The organism is Mesorhizobium sp. M7A.F.Ca.US.008.03.1.1, from assembly GCF_003997495.1.
In the GTDB taxonomy this organism is placed as follows: domain Bacteria; phylum Pseudomonadota; class Alphaproteobacteria; order Rhizobiales; family Rhizobiaceae; genus Mesorhizobium.
Genome location: NZ_RZRU01000016.1, coordinates 93,183 through 107,075 on the forward strand (window position 1 = coordinate 93,183; position 13,893 = coordinate 107,075).

Annotated in this window: 17 protein-coding genes; 6 read left to right on the plus strand and 11 right to left on the minus strand. The window is 64.1% G+C overall.

Annotated elements, in window-relative coordinates:
- Positions 1–139 precede the first annotated feature (139 nt).
- Complete coding sequence (locus EOA16_RS21560) at positions 140–2,809, minus strand: DNA translocase FtsK (RefSeq protein WP_127260073.1); 2,670 nt, start codon at positions 2,807–2,809, stop codon at positions 140–142.
- 200 nt (positions 2,810–3,009) lie between these two features.
- Between EOA16_RS21560 and EOA16_RS21565 the strand changes: the two genes are divergently transcribed.
- Complete coding sequence (locus tag EOA16_RS21565; RefSeq protein ID WP_127260074.1) at positions 3,010–3,381, plus strand: hypothetical protein; 372 nt, start codon at positions 3,010–3,012, stop codon at positions 3,379–3,381.
- A gap of 88 nt (positions 3,382–3,469) precedes the next feature.
- Here EOA16_RS21565 and EOA16_RS21570 read toward each other — a convergent pair whose 3' ends face one another.
- From EOA16_RS21570 to tesB, 4 genes are all read right to left on the minus strand, one after another.
- Entirely contained in the window at positions 3,470–3,745 is a 276-nt protein-coding gene (locus tag EOA16_RS21570; protein ID WP_127260075.1) for a hypothetical protein, read from the minus strand.
- Between the two features lie 327 nt (positions 3,746–4,072).
- The gene (locus EOA16_RS21575; protein WP_127260076.1) at positions 4,073–5,428 is read right to left on the minus strand and encodes an ammonium transporter; all 1,356 of its coding nucleotides are present in this window, start codon (positions 5,426–5,428) and stop codon (positions 4,073–4,075) included.
- A gap of 32 nt (positions 5,429–5,460) precedes the next feature.
- A complete protein-coding gene (locus EOA16_RS21580) occupies positions 5,461–5,799 on the minus strand; it encodes a P-II family nitrogen regulator (RefSeq protein ID WP_013528889.1) in 339 nt (112 codons plus the stop codon).
- 217 nt (positions 5,800–6,016) lie between these two features.
- Positions 6,017–6,892 carry an acyl-CoA thioesterase II gene (gene tesB, locus EOA16_RS21585; RefSeq protein WP_127260077.1) on the minus strand — a complete coding sequence of 292 codons (876 nt, stop codon included), beginning with the start codon at positions 6,890–6,892 and terminating at the stop codon, positions 6,017–6,019.
- A 98-nt stretch (positions 6,893–6,990) separates the two neighbouring features.
- Between tesB and EOA16_RS21590 the strand changes: the two genes are divergently transcribed.
- The gene (locus tag EOA16_RS21590) at positions 6,991–8,268 is read left to right on the plus strand and encodes a ubiquinone biosynthesis hydroxylase (RefSeq protein ID WP_164754349.1); all 1,278 of its coding nucleotides are present in this window, start codon (positions 6,991–6,993) and stop codon (positions 8,266–8,268) included.
- A 10-nt stretch (positions 8,269–8,278) separates the two neighbouring features.
- On the opposite strand, the gene EOA16_RS21595 is transcribed toward EOA16_RS21590, so the two are convergent.
- The 3 genes from EOA16_RS21595 to EOA16_RS21605 form a co-directional block, all read right to left on the minus strand.
- Positions 8,279–8,806, minus strand: coding sequence for a hypothetical protein (locus tag EOA16_RS21595; protein ID WP_127260079.1), 528 nt, complete (start codon positions 8,804–8,806; stop codon positions 8,279–8,281).
- 141 nt (positions 8,807–8,947) lie between these two features.
- Positions 8,948–9,304, minus strand: a complete 357-nt coding sequence (locus EOA16_RS21600; protein WP_127260080.1) for a YciI family protein — start codon at positions 9,302–9,304, stop codon at positions 8,948–8,950.
- Positions 9,301–9,519, minus strand: coding sequence for a hypothetical protein (locus EOA16_RS21605; protein WP_127260081.1), 219 nt, complete (start codon positions 9,517–9,519; stop codon positions 9,301–9,303). Before EOA16_RS21605 ends, EOA16_RS21600 begins: the two co-directional genes overlap by 4 nt.
- Positions 9,520–9,739: 220 nt before the next feature.
- Here EOA16_RS21605 and EOA16_RS21610 point away from each other — a divergent pair, with 220 nt between their 5' ends.
- Positions 9,740–10,165 carry an OsmC family protein gene (locus tag EOA16_RS21610; RefSeq protein ID WP_127260082.1) on the plus strand — a complete coding sequence of 142 codons (426 nt, stop codon included), beginning with the start codon at positions 9,740–9,742 and terminating at the stop codon, positions 10,163–10,165.
- A gap of 53 nt (positions 10,166–10,218) precedes the next feature.
- On the opposite strand, the gene EOA16_RS21615 is transcribed toward EOA16_RS21610, so the two are convergent.
- A complete protein-coding gene (locus EOA16_RS21615; protein ID WP_164754350.1) occupies positions 10,219–11,184 on the minus strand; it encodes an AraC family transcriptional regulator in 966 nt (321 codons plus the stop codon).
- A gap of 175 nt (positions 11,185–11,359) precedes the next feature.
- Between EOA16_RS21615 and EOA16_RS21620 the strand changes: the two genes are divergently transcribed.
- The 3 genes from EOA16_RS21620 to EOA16_RS21630 are packed head-to-tail and all read left to right on the plus strand — an operon-like array spanning position 11,360 to position 12,395.
- Complete coding sequence (locus EOA16_RS21620; protein ID WP_127260084.1) at positions 11,360–11,512, plus strand: hypothetical protein; 153 nt, start codon at positions 11,360–11,362, stop codon at positions 11,510–11,512.
- Positions 11,509–11,862 (plus strand): hypothetical protein, encoded by a 354-nt coding sequence (locus tag EOA16_RS21625; protein WP_127260085.1) that lies wholly within the window; start codon positions 11,509–11,511, stop codon positions 11,860–11,862. The genes EOA16_RS21620 and EOA16_RS21625 overlap by 4 nt, the downstream gene beginning before the upstream one ends.
- Positions 11,856–12,395: a hypothetical protein gene (locus EOA16_RS21630; RefSeq protein ID WP_127260086.1), complete on the plus strand. Its 540-nt coding sequence runs from the start codon at positions 11,856–11,858 to the stop codon at positions 12,393–12,395. The genes EOA16_RS21625 and EOA16_RS21630 overlap by 7 nt, the downstream gene beginning before the upstream one ends.
- A 2-nt stretch (positions 12,396–12,397) precedes the next feature.
- Here the strand turns inward: EOA16_RS21630 and EOA16_RS21635 are convergent, their stop codons facing one another.
- Together EOA16_RS21635 and EOA16_RS21640 are read right to left on the minus strand one after the other, a co-directional pair.
- The gene (locus EOA16_RS21635) at positions 12,398–13,039 is read right to left on the minus strand and encodes a DUF480 domain-containing protein (RefSeq protein WP_127260087.1); all 642 of its coding nucleotides are present in this window, start codon (positions 13,037–13,039) and stop codon (positions 12,398–12,400) included.
- Between the two features lie 73 nt (positions 13,040–13,112).
- Positions 13,113–13,892, minus strand: a complete 780-nt coding sequence (locus EOA16_RS21640) for a succinate dehydrogenase iron-sulfur subunit (protein WP_127260088.1) — start codon at positions 13,890–13,892, stop codon at positions 13,113–13,115.
- Between the last annotated feature and the right edge of the window lies 1 nt (position 13,893).

Here is a 13,893-nt window from a genome sequence, read left to right on the forward strand (position 1 = left end):
CATCCAATTCCTGAGTTGTTCTGTGCTTGGACCCCCAGTTAGGCTGAAATTTGGCGGGTCGGGCGTCCCTCCGTCGCTTCAACGCCTTGAAAGGTTCAAGGTTGCCGGACCGGAATGTCACAAGGGTCAGGCTTTCTGGTCAGAACTTGTCGTCTTCGGTCGGCACCAGGATCTCGCGCTTGCCGGCATGGTTGGCCGGGCCGACGATACCTTCCTTCTCCATCTTCTCGATGATCGAGGCGGCGCGGTTGTAGCCGATGCCCAGCCGGCGCTGGATATAGCTGGTCGAGGCCTTGCCGTCGCGCAGCACCACGGAAACCGCCTGGTCGTAAGGATCGTCGGAATCCTCGAAATTGCTGTTGCCGCCACCGGACCCACCCTTGCCCGACGGCTCGTCGTCGTCCTCGCCGTCGTCCTCGGTGATGGCGTCGAGATATTCCGGCACGCCCTGCAGCTTCAGATGCGCGACGATCTTCTCGACCTCTTCATCGGCGACGAACGGGCCGTGCACGCGCTGGATGCGGCCGCCGCCGGCCATGTAGAGCATGTCGCCCATGCCGAGCAGCTGCTCGGCGCCCTGCTCGCCCAGAATGGTGCGGCTGTCGATCTTGGACGTCACCTGGAAGGAGATGCGGGTCGGGAAATTGGCCTTGATGGTGCCGGTGATGACGTCGACCGACGGCCGCTGCGTTGCCATGATGACATGGATGCCGGCGGCGCGCGCCATCTGCGCCAGGCGCTGCACGGCACCTTCGATGTCCTTGCCGGCGACCATCATCAGGTCGGCCATCTCGTCGATGATGACGACAATATAGGGCATCGGCTCGAGATCGAGGTTCTCGGTCTCGTAGATCGCCTCGCCGGTCTGGCGGTCGAAGCCGGTCTGCACGGTGCGCGAGATCTTCTCGCCCTTCTTGTCCGCCTGGCTGACGCGGGCGTTGAAGCCGTCGATGTTGCGCACGCCGACCTTGGACATCTTGCGGTAGCGGTCCTCCATCTCGCGCACGGTCCATTTCAGCGCTACCACAGCCTTCTTCGGATCGGTGACGACGGGCGTGAGCAGATGCGGGATGCCGTCATAGACCGAGAGTTCCAGCATTTTCGGATCGATCATGATCAGCCGGCAGTCCTGCGGCGTCAGCCGGTAGAGCAGCGACAGGATCATGGTGTTGATGGCGACCGACTTGCCCGAGCCGGTGGTGCCGGCGACCAGCACGTGCGGCATCTTGGCGATGTCGACGATGACCGCCTCGCCATTGATGGTCTTGCCCAGCGCCAGCGCCAGCTTGGCCTTCGTCGTCTCGAAATCGCGGCTGGCCAGGATCTCCCTGAGATAGACGGTTTCGCGCTTGGCGTTCGGCAGTTCGATGCCGATGGCGTTGCGGCCTGGCACCACCGCGACGCGGCAGGCGATGGCACTCATCGAGCGGGCGATGTCGTCGGACAGGCCGATGACCCTTGACGATTTGATGCCGGGCGCCGGCTCGAGCTCATAGAGCGTGACCACCGGACCGGGACGGACGGCGATGATCTCGCCCTTGACGCCGAAATCCTCCAGCACGCCTTCGAGCAGGCGGGCGTTCTGTTCCAGCGCATCCTTGGACAGGCTGGCGTCGCGCACCACGTTCTTCGGTTCGGAGAGGAAGTGCAGCGACGGCATTTCGAATTTTTCGGAACCGATCAGCGATGTCTGGGCCTCGCGCTGCACGCGGGCGCCGGGCACGGGGCGCGCCGCCGGCGCCTCGACGCGGGTGGCTGCGTCGGAACGGAACGGCTGCACCTTGGCGGTCGGCGCGCCGCGGCGTTGCACGACAGGTTCATCGTCGAAATCGGCATCCTCGCCCGCATTGTCGAAGCGATCGTCGAAGATGTCGGCATCGTCGGGGTCGAGCGAGGCGCTGCGGTCATTGACCATGGCGGCGAAGAATTCGGGCTCGACGCGGGCGCGGCCATCCTGGCTCATCCGCTGCTCGGCGAATTCGGCCGATTCGACCCGTTCAACGGCGCGGCGCCAAGCGGTGGAGCGCTGCTCCATCTCCGGCTCGTATTCGTCCCGCTCCTGCCTGCGGCGCGCGGCGCGGCGGTGCATCCACGCGCGCAGCGACAGCCACCAATGGGTGATGGCGCCGAGCGCCAGGATGCCCTCGTCGCCTTCGTCCTCGTCATTGTCGAACAACAGGTCGTCCTCGCGCGGATCGGCGGCGGGCTCGTCCTCCATCACGGCGAAGCCGTTCTTGCGTCCGATCAGCGCCGAGCCATGGGCGAAGAGCCACAGTGCGGGCGCCGACAGCAGGATGGCGATGATGCTGGCGATCAGCCCGGTCGGATAGCCGCCGATGACGACGCCGGGGATCTTCAGCACCATGTCGCCGAACACGCCGCCGAGGCCGGTGGGCAGCGGCCAGGTCTTGGGCGGCACCACGCAGCCGACCATCGCCGCGGCCAGCAGCGCGAAGCCGAACCAGGACAGCCCGCGTTTGGGCAGCCTGTCGACGCCGCGCGCGGAAAACAGCAGGAATCCCCAGATGACCGTCGGAACCAGGGCGGCGACGGCGGCGAGGCCGAAGAACTGCATGGCCAGGTCGGAGAACACGGCACCCGCATAGCCCATGGCGTTGGTGACGGTGTTGTTCGTCGCGTGGGAAAAACTCGGATCGGCGACATTCCAGGTGGCAAGGCTGGCAACGCCAAAGGCGGCCAGCGCGAACAGGCCGACGCCAACCAGCCGCCCGACCTGACGCCGCGCGAACGCCTGGATGCCGTGCCCCGTATCGGCCAGCGCGAGCGGTGCTGAAGCCCCTGAACGCATGCTCTTCCCCGTCTGTCATGGTCTCGCCGGGTGCGTGGCGCACTCCGGCAGATTCGGGTCTCAGACTATCGGTGGGAAGGTTAAGGGCGCATTAACTATAAGAGGTTGAGATGATCAAACCTCGTTACCGCCGGTTGAGCCGCTTGCTGCCCGAGGGATAGCCCGAGTGGGCAGCAGGGATCACCGATTTGGGTCGATGCATGCAATCCGTCTTCCTTCGCGTGGCGGCTCTGGCCTGGGCAGGGCTCAGTCTCCTGCTCGCTTTGCACTGGTTTGTCGAACTCGGCATGGTGGGCTTCCCGGACGGCTACGTGACGCCCTTTGCCAGGGCGACCGGCCCGCTGCTGCACATCCTCGCCACAGCCTGCCTGGGACAAGGCCTGTATTTTCTATTCAGAGGTCTTTTCGGCGAGGGATTTGGAGTGCCGGGTCTCGGCCTCCGGATTCTGATCGCGGCCGTCGTGACGGTGGCGCCCGTGCTGATTGTCCGGAATTGCCCCCAGTCCCGGACGTGCAGCAGCGCGTATGAGGCGCTGACAGGCACCATGATGGACGACGGCACCGGCGGATAGAGCTGCCGCCTGCCGAAACGATGGCGGGCCTGCAGCCCGCCATCGGTCGTCTGGAACAAAGATCGGGCCTCGGCCCGATCGCGGCAAATCAGTTGGCGCCGCCGAGCGCCTGCACATTGGTGCAAAATTCCGCATGCGGCTTGCTCATCGCCGCATCCTGGCATTCCTTCTTCATCGCTTCCTGCTTTTCCATCGGCATGGCCATGAAAGCTGCCTTGAAGTCAGCCATCGGCTTCATGGTTTTCATGCCGGAATCCGTGAAGAACGGCGCCATGTTGTCGGGCTCATCCAGAGCACCGGCAAATGCCACGCCGCCGAGCATGGAAAGAGCAAGCGCTCCGAGACAGATGTTCTTGAGGTTCATGAGATGGTTTCCTTCCCTGTTGTTTGGTACGAGCGTCAGAACGACGGTCGTCTCCACGGTTCGGAACCAGAGCGGTTGTTGTTTCCTCAAAAAGCTTGATCACACGAACGTGATTGCGCGAAGACGGGCATTGCCGGAACGGCTTGCCAAAAAAAGAGGCCCAGATGCGATCCGGGCCTCAATGCGTGAACTCCTTTCGGGAGCGTCACGACGGGATCTTTTCAAAGCAATTCCAGGAAAACTGTGCAGCGCTTTCCGTTCGGAATTGCGTGGCAGATAAGGGGCCGGCGGGAGGAGGGTTCCGCCGGCCCCTTGGCCAAGCTGGCCTTACGGCACCACTTCGCCATGCTGGGAGATGTCGAGGCCTTCGACCTCTTCCTGGGTCGTCGGACGCAGGCCGACCAGCGCCTTGACGATGTAGAGGAGCACGAAGGTGGCAATGCCCGTCCACACGATGGTGACGGCAACGCCGTAGATCTGCTTGCCGAGCGAAGCACCTGCGCCGAGGCTGTTGATCGCCGGGTCGGCGAGCACACCGGTGAGCAGAGCGCCGATGATGCCGCCGACGCCATGCACGCCGAAGGCATCGAGCGAGTCGTCATAGCCGAACATGTGCTTGACCTTGACCGCCGAGAGGTAGCAGACGACGCCGGCAACGATGCCGACGATGAAGGCGCCGGTCGGGTTGACGAAGCCGGAAGCCGGCGTCACCGCGACCAGGCCGGCAACCGCACCCGAGATGATGCCGAGCACGGAAGGCTTCTTGGCGACGATCCATTCGGCGAACATCCAGGCCAGTGCCGCCGCGGCGGTGGCAACTTGGGTGTTGAGCATGGCAGCGCCCGCAAGACCGTCGGCTGCCAGTTCCGAACCGGCGTTGAAGCCGAACCAGCCAACCCACAGCAGCGAAGCGCCTATTACCGAATAGACCAGGTTGTGCGGCGCCATATTGGTGGTGCCGTAGCCTTCGCGCTTGCCGAGAACCAGCGCGCAGACCAGACCGGCGACACCGGCGTTGATGTGAACGACCGTACCGCCGGCGAAGTCGAGCACGCCCGCCGACCCGAGGAAGCCGCCACCCCAGACCCAATGCGCGACCGGCACGTAGACGACCAGCAGCCACAATGCCGTGAAGATCAGCAGCGCCGAGAACTTCATGCGTTCGGCGAAGGCGCCGGCAATAAGCGCCGGCGTGATGATGGCGAATGTCATCTGGAACATCGAGAACACGAATTCAGGAATGTTGGCGACGCCCGGCAGCCACAGCGAGGCCGTGGTGATGCCGTGATGGAAGAACTTGGAGGTGCCGCCGAGATAGGCGTTCATGCCGCCGCCATCGGAGAAGGCCAGCGAATAGCCGAACATGAACCACAGCACCGTCACCAGACAGGTGATGGCGAAGCTCTGCATGACGGTGGCGAGCACGTTCTTCTTGCGCACCATGCCGCCGTAGAACAGCGCCAGGCCCGGAATGGTCATCATCAGGACCAGGGCCGTCGAGGTCAACATCCAGGCGGTGTTGCCGGTGTCGAGCACCGGGGTCGGGGCAGCAGCCGGCGCCGCGGCGGCCGCAGCAGGAGCCGCTTCCTGCGCAAAGGCGGCGACCGTGCCCAATGCTGCGAGAACAAGCGAACCCAAAAGGGCGGCTCGTCCCGTCGTCTTCAAGGTGGAAGGAATATTCATTGAACTCTCCATTGGGAATACGTGATCGCCGCTCAGAGCGCGTCGGTGTCTGTTTCGCCGGTGCGGATGCGCACCGCCTGATCGATGCCGAAAACGAAGATTTTGCCGTCGCCGATCTGGCCGGTCTTGGCGGCGGCGGTGATGGCTTCGACGGCCTTGTCGACCATGTCGGCACTGACCGCGACTTCGATCTTGATCTTCGGCAGGAAGCTGACCGCGTATTCCGCCCCGCGATAGATCTCTGTATGCCCTTTCTGACGCCCGTAGCCTTTGACTTCGGTGACGGTCAGGCCCTGGATGCCGACGGCGGTAAGCGCTTCGCGTACCTCGTCGAGCTTGAACGGCTTGATGATTGCCATCACGATTTTCATAAGGTTTCACCCTTTGCTGTTGCGGTCCCCCGCGTTTGCACACCTTCACCGATCCCAAAGAGCCGGAGAGTGCCCGCAAGGATTCAAGCTCCGTGCCAAGTGCCGAAGCAGGGTGTTAACCCGTTGTAAACAAAGAGGTTAGAGAGCTCACCGACGCAACCTGCCCACAGCTGCGGCGATGCATCTGCTTAAAATTTGGGCAAATTTTGAAAAATGCCTACTCTGCAGGCGATCGCTTGAGCCGGATCAGCCCTTCCTGCGCAACCGAGGCGATCAGCGTGCCGTCGCGGGCAAACAGCGAGCCGCGCGTGAAGCCGCGCGATCCCTGTGTCGACGGGCTGTCCTGCGTGTAGAGCATCCAGTCGTCGAGCGCATGGCTGCGATGGAACCACATGGCGTGGTCGAGGCTCGCCGCCTGGATATCGCGGTCGAAAATGGCGCGGCCATGCGCGAAGGTCGATGTGTCGAGCAGCGTCATGTCGGAGAGATAGGCGAGCACCGCCGCCTGAATGGCGCGGTCCGCCGGCACCGGACCGGTGGTGCGGATCCAGATATTCTGCTTTGGCTCCAGCTTTTCGCGGCTGGTGTAATGCTTCAGCATCACCGGCTTCATCTCAATCGGCCGGTCGCGCTCCCAGTAGCGTTTGATGCCATCGGGCACCGCCTCGCCGAATTTGCCCAGCAACTCGCGTTGCGACAGCAATGTGTCCGGCCCCGGAACGTCCTGCGGCATCGGCACCTGGTGCTCCAGTCCGACCTCGTCCTGCTGGAACGAGGCTTCGAGCGAAAAGATCGCCTGGCCGTGCTGGATCGCCACCACGCGCCGCGTGGTGAAGGAGCCGCCGTCGCGAATACGGTCGACCTCGTAGACGATCGGCACCTTGGTGTCGCCGGGCCGCATGAAATAGCCGTGCAGCGAATGCACGTACCGATCGGGATCCACTGTCCGCTGCGCCGCCACCAGCGCCTGGGCGATGGTCTGGCCGCCGAACACGCGTTGCCAGTCGAGCAAGGGGCTGCGACCACGATACAGATTGTGTTCCAGCTTCTCGAGGTCGAGAATGCCGAGAAGCTCGTCCATGGCTGCCGTCATATTTCGCGCCCTCGCCGCAGAAGTGTTATGGCGGTTTCCGACAGGACGGACAGGCAGTCAAGGGCGCAAGACCCGGCCGGCGCGCAGGAGCGAAGATGATGGAACGCAAGGCGGACACGAAAACCGGGGCTGACGCGAAAACAAGATCCGGGCTCGATGTCCTGGTCGCCGGCGCCGGCTATGTCGGCCTGGCCGCCGCCGTGTCGCTGAAGCAGGCGCGACCGGGCCTCGCCATCGCTCTCGTCGATGCCGCGCCTGCCGGCGCCTGGCAAAGGGATGGCCGCGCCTCGGCCATTGCCGCCGCCGCCTGCCGCATGCTCGAACAGCTCGGCGTGTGGGCCGAGATCGCACCCCAGGCGCAGGCGATCACCGAGATGATCATCACCGATTCGCGCACCGCCGATCCGGTGCGTCCGGTCTTCCTCACCTTCGACGGCGAAGTGGCCCCGGGTGAGCCTTTTGCGCATATGGTCGCCAACAAGGTGCTGAACGGCGCCTTGCGGGCCAGCACCGAAAAGCTCGGCATCGACATCATCGAAGGCGTCGCCGTGCAGGGGTTCGAGACCAATGGCGCCGGCATCACAGTGCATCTCGCCGACGGCGCGACGCTGAAGGCCCGGCTGCTGGTCGCCGCCGACGGCGTCAACTCGAAGCTGCGCGACATGGCCGGCATCAAGACGGTGAAGTGGGAATATGGCCAGTCCGGCATCGTCTGCACCGTGGCGCATGAACGCCCGCACAACGGTCGCGCCGAAGAGCATTTCCTGCCGGCCGGGCCTTTCGCCACACTGCCGCTCAAACCCGGCGAAGACGGCACCAACCGCTCGTCGATCGTCTGGGTCGAGCGTACGCCCGATGCCGAGAAGCTGGTGGCCGGTGACGATCTCCTCTTCGAACACGAACTCGAACAGCGTTTTGGCCTGAAGCTTGGCGAGATCCGCGTCACTGATGCGCCGCGCGCCTGGCCACTCGGCCTGACCATTGCGCGCGCCTTCGTCGCACCCCGCATCGCGCTCGCCGGCGATGCCGCCCATGGCATCCACCCGATCGCCGGCCAGGGCCTCAATCTCGGCTTCAAGGATGTCGCAGCCCTTGCCGAGGTGATCGTCGAGGCCGACCGGCTCGGCCAGGACATCGGCGCGCTCGACGTGCTCGAGCGCTACCAGCAGTGGCGCCGCTTCGACACGGTGCAGATGGGCATCACCACGGACGCGCTGAACCGGCTGTTTTCCAACGATCTCGGACCGCTGCGCACCGTCCGCGACATCGGCCTCGGCCTCGTCGAACGCATGCCGCGCCTGAAGGAATTTTTTATCCGGCAGGCATCAGGACTGTCCGCAGGAACACCAAGGCTGCTGAAAGGCGAGGCGATCTGAGCGCTATCGCTCAGTTCACTTCGAAGCCCAGCTTCTGCCGCAGCCGCAGCATGCGCTGGTCGGCTATATCAAGACGTTTCTCCCCGCCTTGGGCGGCGCGGTTGACCATCTGCAGCAGATCGTTTCGCTCGGCGACATCGAGACGTTCGCGCAGAAACGGCGCCAGCTTGTCGATGACGACGGTGGTGTCGTCGACCTGCGCCGCCGCCCATTTGGCATAGATCACCGCCTCGTCGGTCTTCTTCTTGTCGGCGATCTCGGAAATCACCGCGCGGATGACAGCCTCGCGCTGCGGCAGGATGGGCCCATCCTCGGAGACGATTGATGTGATCAGCGTAGCCGCCGCTACGACCGGATCATCGATCGCCGTCAGCGGTGACAGCGCCGCCTGCTTGCGCAGCTTCTTGCGGCGGATGTTGCCCTGCACGCGCCCGACAACGTCCGCAACCTCGCGAGCCGCGTCGTTCATCGCCTTCATCCGGTACCACCAGAACGCCGCCGCGCCCATCACGCCAAGGATAGCAATCAGGAAAGGCATGTCGAAATCCCCAAGAACCCCGGCAACGATAGGAGAACTCTCGCCTTGCTTCAACACGCAAAAGTTGCGCACGTAATGAACCAGGACGATCGTTCAGTTCGAATGTCTTGGTTTCCGCGGGGCTGCAGCACATGGTGGGGGCTATGATCCCGGCACATCGTAGATCGCCCGCACCTCGATGGTGCCGATTTCGGCCAGCGGGATCTCGCCGGCGATCTCCAGCGCCTGGTCGAGATCGTCGGCCTCGATCATGACGAAGCCGAGCAACTGCTCCTTGGTTTCGGCGAACGGGCCGTCGGTGATCAGCCGCTTGCCCTGGCGTCGCCGCACCGTCTTCGACGTCTTCACCGATTGCAGCGCCTGTGCGACGATCAGCATCCCACGCTGATCCAATGACCGGTCATGAGCCATCGAATCGGCATCGAGCTTGGCCAGACGCTCCGGCGTCATGGCATGGAGGTCTTTCTCCTCGCCATAGACCAGGCAGACATATCTCATTTCCAGCTCCCTTGCTGTGAGGAACCATAGATCACGGTATCGGTTGAGTCCTTGCCGGCGGCGACATGGTCGAGAAGGCTGATCGCAATGCCGATGATGGCAATTGCCGCAAGCAGCCGGCCGAAGCCGGACGGCGGCACATGCAGCGGGTCGCTCTCCCCCGGATCAGCCCTTCGGCCGGTGCTTGTCCAATGGGCAGAAAATAGATTGTTCATCCGAACCTCCATCCGCCACGAGAATCCGTGGTCGCCCGCAGGACGGTCGGGGCCGATGCAAGTCGACATTTCTGCACGCACATTCTTTCAAAAAAGATTCGGTGCGGCTCGCCGGCGGTGCATGCGCGCGCAAACAGCGCGGTGGCCTTCCCTCGCGCCCGCGCTATAGTTGGGAGGAACGCCGCCTGGCCGGCGCCACCGCTGTAATAAGGAGGAATTCATGGACCGCACCGCAAACGCCGTCTGGAAAGGCAATCTGAAGGAGGGCACGGGCACGCTCGACACCCAGAGCGGAACCCTGAAGGGCACGCCCTATTCGTTCAAGGCGCGCTTCGAGGACGAGAGCGGCAAATCCGGCACCAACCCGGAAGAGCTGATCGCCGCCGCGCATGCCGGCTGCTTTGCCATGCAGTTCTCGCATTTCCTGGCCGAGAACGGCACGCCTGCCACCGAACTCGATGCCAAAGCGGTGGTGACGCTGGTTCCCGGCACCGGCATCACCGGCAGCGCCCTCACCGTGGTCGGCAAGGTGCCGGGCATCGATGCCGCGAAATTTGGGGAACTGGCCGAAAAGGCCAAGGCTGGATGTCCGGTCTCGAAGGCGCTCGGCGCCATAAACGTGTCGCTCGACGCCCGGCTCGGCTGACAGAACCGCTCGATGGCAAGCGCCGGCCTCGGGGCCGGCGTTTCCGGTACGGATCAGGTCTTCAAAGCGGCCGCCCGCACATCGGACGGCGTCGCATCATAACGCCGGCGGAACGCCCGGTTGAAGTAGGACAGGTCATTGAAGCCGGCCTCGAAGGCGATCGCCGTGATGCTGCGGCCGGCTTGGCGCGGATCGCCAAGCATGCGGTGCGCGCGCAGCAGGCGCTGGCACAGCATGAAGTCCGACAGCGACGTGCCTTCGCGCTCGAACAGCTTCCTGATGTAGCGGGCGGAAAGGCGGTGACGGCGGGTGATGTCTTCGGCCGATAGGTCGCCGCCATGGGCTGCTATATCGGCCTTGATGGCCCGCAGCCGCGCCACGCGCACGCCTCGGCCCCGGGCGATTTCCGCCGCGTCTCGGGTGGCACCCATGGCAAGGGCGACGAGATCGAAAATATGCGTCGTCGCCAGATGCCAGGCCTCCGGCGTCAGCACGTCGCCGGCATCCTGGATCGATTGCACATAGTCGAGCAGCAGCCGCATCGCCCCGCCGCTGGTCGGCAGCGGCTGCATCAGCGTCGGGGCCGGGTCGCCGATCAGCGGTGAAAGCGCTCTGAGCGAGAAGCTCATATTGACGAAGCGAAGACCGCCGGGCTGGATGACATTGAGGCCGACCTCTTCGCCGCTCATCATCAATGCCTGGCCATTGCCGACCTGCTCCTCGCGGCCGCGGTGCTTCATCACGCTGGCGCCATCGAGGGCGGCCAGAAGGACGAGATCGTCGCTGTCGATCAGCGGCGTCGAATGATGGACGCGGAATTCGGAGCAGGTGCCCGTGGCTATGCCGAGGCCGGGCAAGGCGCGCACCCGCATATCGACCTGCGTCGGCCCAAGCGGATCGAGGTCGACCTTGAGCACCGTGCGGCCATAGACCTCACGCATGACCTCGACGCGATCCCGTTCCGGAAGCGCATCCGTCATCAGCCTGAACGAGGCGGTTGGCCCCATCGTCGCAGTCATTGGCACCCCTGCCTAGAGAGCGCGCTGATATGCGCCGAGGTTCTCAAAACGTCAATACAGGGCCGTTTGGGCCGTTTTTAGGGCCGCTCCGTCCAAGCTGCCCCCTTTCGTCGGACCTAGTTTGCGGCGCGCTTCCGATTGGAAGGCGCATCGCAAACAACCACAAGGGGGTTCGATGTATCATCTGCAATTGTTCAAGACGCTGTCGGGTCTGTCCTCGGCGGGCTTCAATCCGCGCGTCTGTCTGCTGTCCATCGCTCTGGGCGGAACGGTCGCCGACCATCGCGACCTGAAGCAGCCGCTGCGTGCCGGGGAGCGTCGCCCATGAGCACGAGATGCACATTGCTGGCAGCTCCGCTGCTGTGCCTTGGCCTGTCCGGCTGCGTCGGCCTCAACCCGGTATCCGCGGTCGTCAGCATGGCCGGCATGGCCGCGGCCAACTCCATCGGCATGGCGCAATCGGGCACCATCAGCCCACAGGAACAGGCGAAATATGCCTCGATGTCCTGCACCGAATTGCGGCAAACGATGGCCAACTACGAGGAGGCCAAGAATCACGGACCGACGCCGAAGAAATATGGCGGCATGGCGCCTCCCGGAAAGATGGCGATCGTCAACAACGTCATCGCCACGCGGCTTGTCTATCTCCGGCAGCTTGTCGCGAGCAAGGGATGTTGAGGGCCTCTTCACACCACGCCTGCCGGGCAGCACTTGTCGGCCTCGCCGGCTGGCTGGCCTTCAGCGCCGGCGGCGCCTATGGCCAGGGCAAGGGGCCGACGACACGCTCCCGCCTCGGCGCGATGCCGGCGGCACTTATCGGCAAATGGGGTTTTGCTGTCGCCAGTGGCAATTACTGCGACACGTTCAGCCATTGCGACCCAGGCAGTGGCGGCAGCATCTCCTTCACCTTCGGCGCTGACGGGCGCACCTACTACGCGCTGTTTCAGTCGTCGCTGGTCGACGGCTGCGGCCAGGTCCGGTCCCTGACGCTGAAAACCGGCAAGGCCGCGGTGCGCGGCTCGACCCTGATCTTCACACCGACGGCTGGAACCTACAAATCCGTCAATGGCTGCCGGCCCGACCTGACGGGCCTGTGGAAATTCAAACCCGGCGACCTGAAGCCGATCTCCTTGCGCTGGCAACTGGACGGCAGTCAGTTGCGGCTGATCGACCCCGCCGGCGAAGCGAGCGGTGTTTACAGCAGAAGATAAGCCTAGCGCTCTTCGCCGGTCAGCGCCTCTATGCGGGCGCGCAGCCTCGCAACCTCCTCCTCGAGGGCGCTGATGCGCTCTTCGAGGCCGGAGGTCGATGAGGCGGCCGACGGGGCCTGATGCATGGCGATGGACGTGGCCTGCGGTGTCCCGCTCAGCAGATGGACGTAGCGCTCCTCGCGCTGGCCGGGTCCGCGCTCGATCAGCATGACCAGCGGCGGCCTGCGGCCGATCAGCAGGTCCAGATCGGTGCGCAGCGCGTCGATCGACGGAAACCGCGCCATGCGTTCGGCGCGCGCCAGCAATTCATGCGCCGTCTGCGCGCCGCGCAGAAGCATCAGACCGACCAGCGCGATCTGCGCCGAGGTGAGCGAGAAACGCTGCGCCGCCAGATGTTCGTAGCGCTCGACGCGCGAAGCAAAGACCTGCCGGACCAGGCCCTTCTGCTCCAGCTGGCTCAGCGCCCGCCTGACCTCGACAAGCTCGACCGCCATCACCGGCTCGCGCGCCGTCTTCTGGTTGGCCGCGGCATGCGCGCCATTGAGCGTCAGCGGATAGACATCCGGCGTCAGCTCCTTCTTCTCGATCAGGCAGCCGAGTATGCGCGCTTCGATAGGAGAGAGGATGGGAAGGTCATCGCTCATTGATGGCTATCCTTCTGAGGCTGGTGGGGAGGATTGCTACAGACGACAATCTCGCCGGTAACCAACCTGCCGCCTAAACCCTTCTCTCCACCATCATCTTCTTGATCTCGGCGATCGCCTTGGCCGGGTTGAGGCCCTTGGGGCAGGTCTGGGCGCAGTTCATGATGGTGTGACAGCGATAGAGCCGGAACGGGTCTTCGAGATTGTCGAGCCGCTCACCGGTGGCCTCGTCGCGGCTGTCGATCAGCCAGCGATAGGCCTGCAGAAGCGTTGCCGGGCCGAGATAGCGGTCGCCGTTCCACCAATAGCTCGGGCACGAGGTCGAGCAGCAGGCGCACAATATGCATTCGTAGAGCCCGTCGAGCTTCTCGCGGTCCTCATGGCTCTGCAGCCACTCCTTGGCCGGCTCCGGCGACACCGTCTTCAGCCAGGGTTGGATCGACGCATGCTGGGCGTAGAAATTGGTGAGGTCGGGCACCAGGTCCTTGACCACCTGCATGTGCGGCAGCGGGTAGACTTTTACCGCGCCGGAAATGTCGTCGCAGCCCTTGGTGCAGGCGAGCGTGTTGGAACCGTCGATGTTCATGGCGCAGGAGCCGCAAATGCCTTCGCGGCAGGAACGCCGCAAGGCCAGCGTCGGGTCGATCTTGTTCTTGATCCACAGCAGCGCGTCGAGCACCATCGGCCCGCAATCGTCCATGTCGACGAAATAGGTGTCGATGCGCGGGTTCTCGTCATCGTCCGGCGACCAGCGGTAGATGCGGTATTCCCGCAGATTGGTGGAGCCCTCCGGCTTCGGCCAGGTCTTCCCCGGCTTGATCTGCGAATTCTTGGGGAGCGTGAGTTCAACCATG

What these genes read in the sequence shown, in the direction of transcription:
- EOA16_RS21630 (WP_127260086.1), top strand. Translation starts at nt 11,856, where the DNA reads ATGTTGAGGGCCTCTTCACACCACGCCTGCCGGGCAGCACTTGTCGGC.
- EOA16_RS21590 (WP_164754349.1), top strand. Translation starts at nt 6,991, where the DNA reads ATGGAACGCAAGGCGGACACGAAAACCGGGGCTGACGCGAAAACAAGA.
- EOA16_RS21615 (WP_164754350.1), bottom strand. Translation starts at nt 11,184, where the DNA reads ATGACTGCGACGATGGGGCCAACCGCCTCGTTCAGGCTGATGACGGAT.
- EOA16_RS21560 (WP_127260073.1), bottom strand. Translation starts at nt 2,809, where the DNA reads ATGCGTTCAGGGGCTTCAGCACCGCTCGCGCTGGCCGATACGGGGCAC.
- EOA16_RS21635 (WP_127260087.1), bottom strand. Translation starts at nt 13,039, where the DNA reads ATGAGCGATGACCTTCCCATCCTCTCTCCTATCGAAGCGCGCATACTC.
- EOA16_RS21595 (WP_127260079.1), bottom strand. Translation starts at nt 8,806, where the DNA reads ATGCCTTTCCTGATTGCTATCCTTGGCGTGATGGGCGCGGCGGCGTTC.
- EOA16_RS21580 (WP_013528889.1), bottom strand. Translation starts at nt 5,799, where the DNA reads ATGAAAATCGTGATGGCAATCATCAAGCCGTTCAAGCTCGACGAGGTA.
- tesB (WP_127260077.1), bottom strand. Translation starts at nt 6,892, where the DNA reads ATGACGGCAGCCATGGACGAGCTTCTCGGCATTCTCGACCTCGAGAAG.
- EOA16_RS21570 (WP_127260075.1), bottom strand. Translation starts at nt 3,745, where the DNA reads ATGAACCTCAAGAACATCTGTCTCGGAGCGCTTGCTCTTTCCATGCTC.
- EOA16_RS21605 (WP_127260081.1), bottom strand. Translation starts at nt 9,519, where the DNA reads ATGAACAATCTATTTTCTGCCCATTGGACAAGCACCGGCCGAAGGGCT.
- EOA16_RS21600 (WP_127260080.1), bottom strand. Translation starts at nt 9,304, where the DNA reads ATGAGATATGTCTGCCTGGTCTATGGCGAGGAGAAAGACCTCCATGCC.
- EOA16_RS21620 (WP_127260084.1), top strand. Translation starts at nt 11,360, where the DNA reads ATGTATCATCTGCAATTGTTCAAGACGCTGTCGGGTCTGTCCTCGGCG.
- EOA16_RS21625 (WP_127260085.1), top strand. Translation starts at nt 11,509, where the DNA reads ATGAGCACGAGATGCACATTGCTGGCAGCTCCGCTGCTGTGCCTTGGC.
- EOA16_RS21565 (WP_127260074.1), top strand. Translation starts at nt 3,010, where the DNA reads ATGCAATCCGTCTTCCTTCGCGTGGCGGCTCTGGCCTGGGCAGGGCTC.
- EOA16_RS21575 (WP_127260076.1), bottom strand. Translation starts at nt 5,428, where the DNA reads ATGAATATTCCTTCCACCTTGAAGACGACGGGACGAGCCGCCCTTTTG.
- EOA16_RS21640 (WP_127260088.1), bottom strand. Translation starts at nt 13,892, where the DNA reads ATGGTTGAACTCACGCTCCCCAAGAATTCGCAGATCAAGCCGGGGAAG.
- EOA16_RS21610 (WP_127260082.1), top strand. Translation starts at nt 9,740, where the DNA reads ATGGACCGCACCGCAAACGCCGTCTGGAAAGGCAATCTGAAGGAGGGC.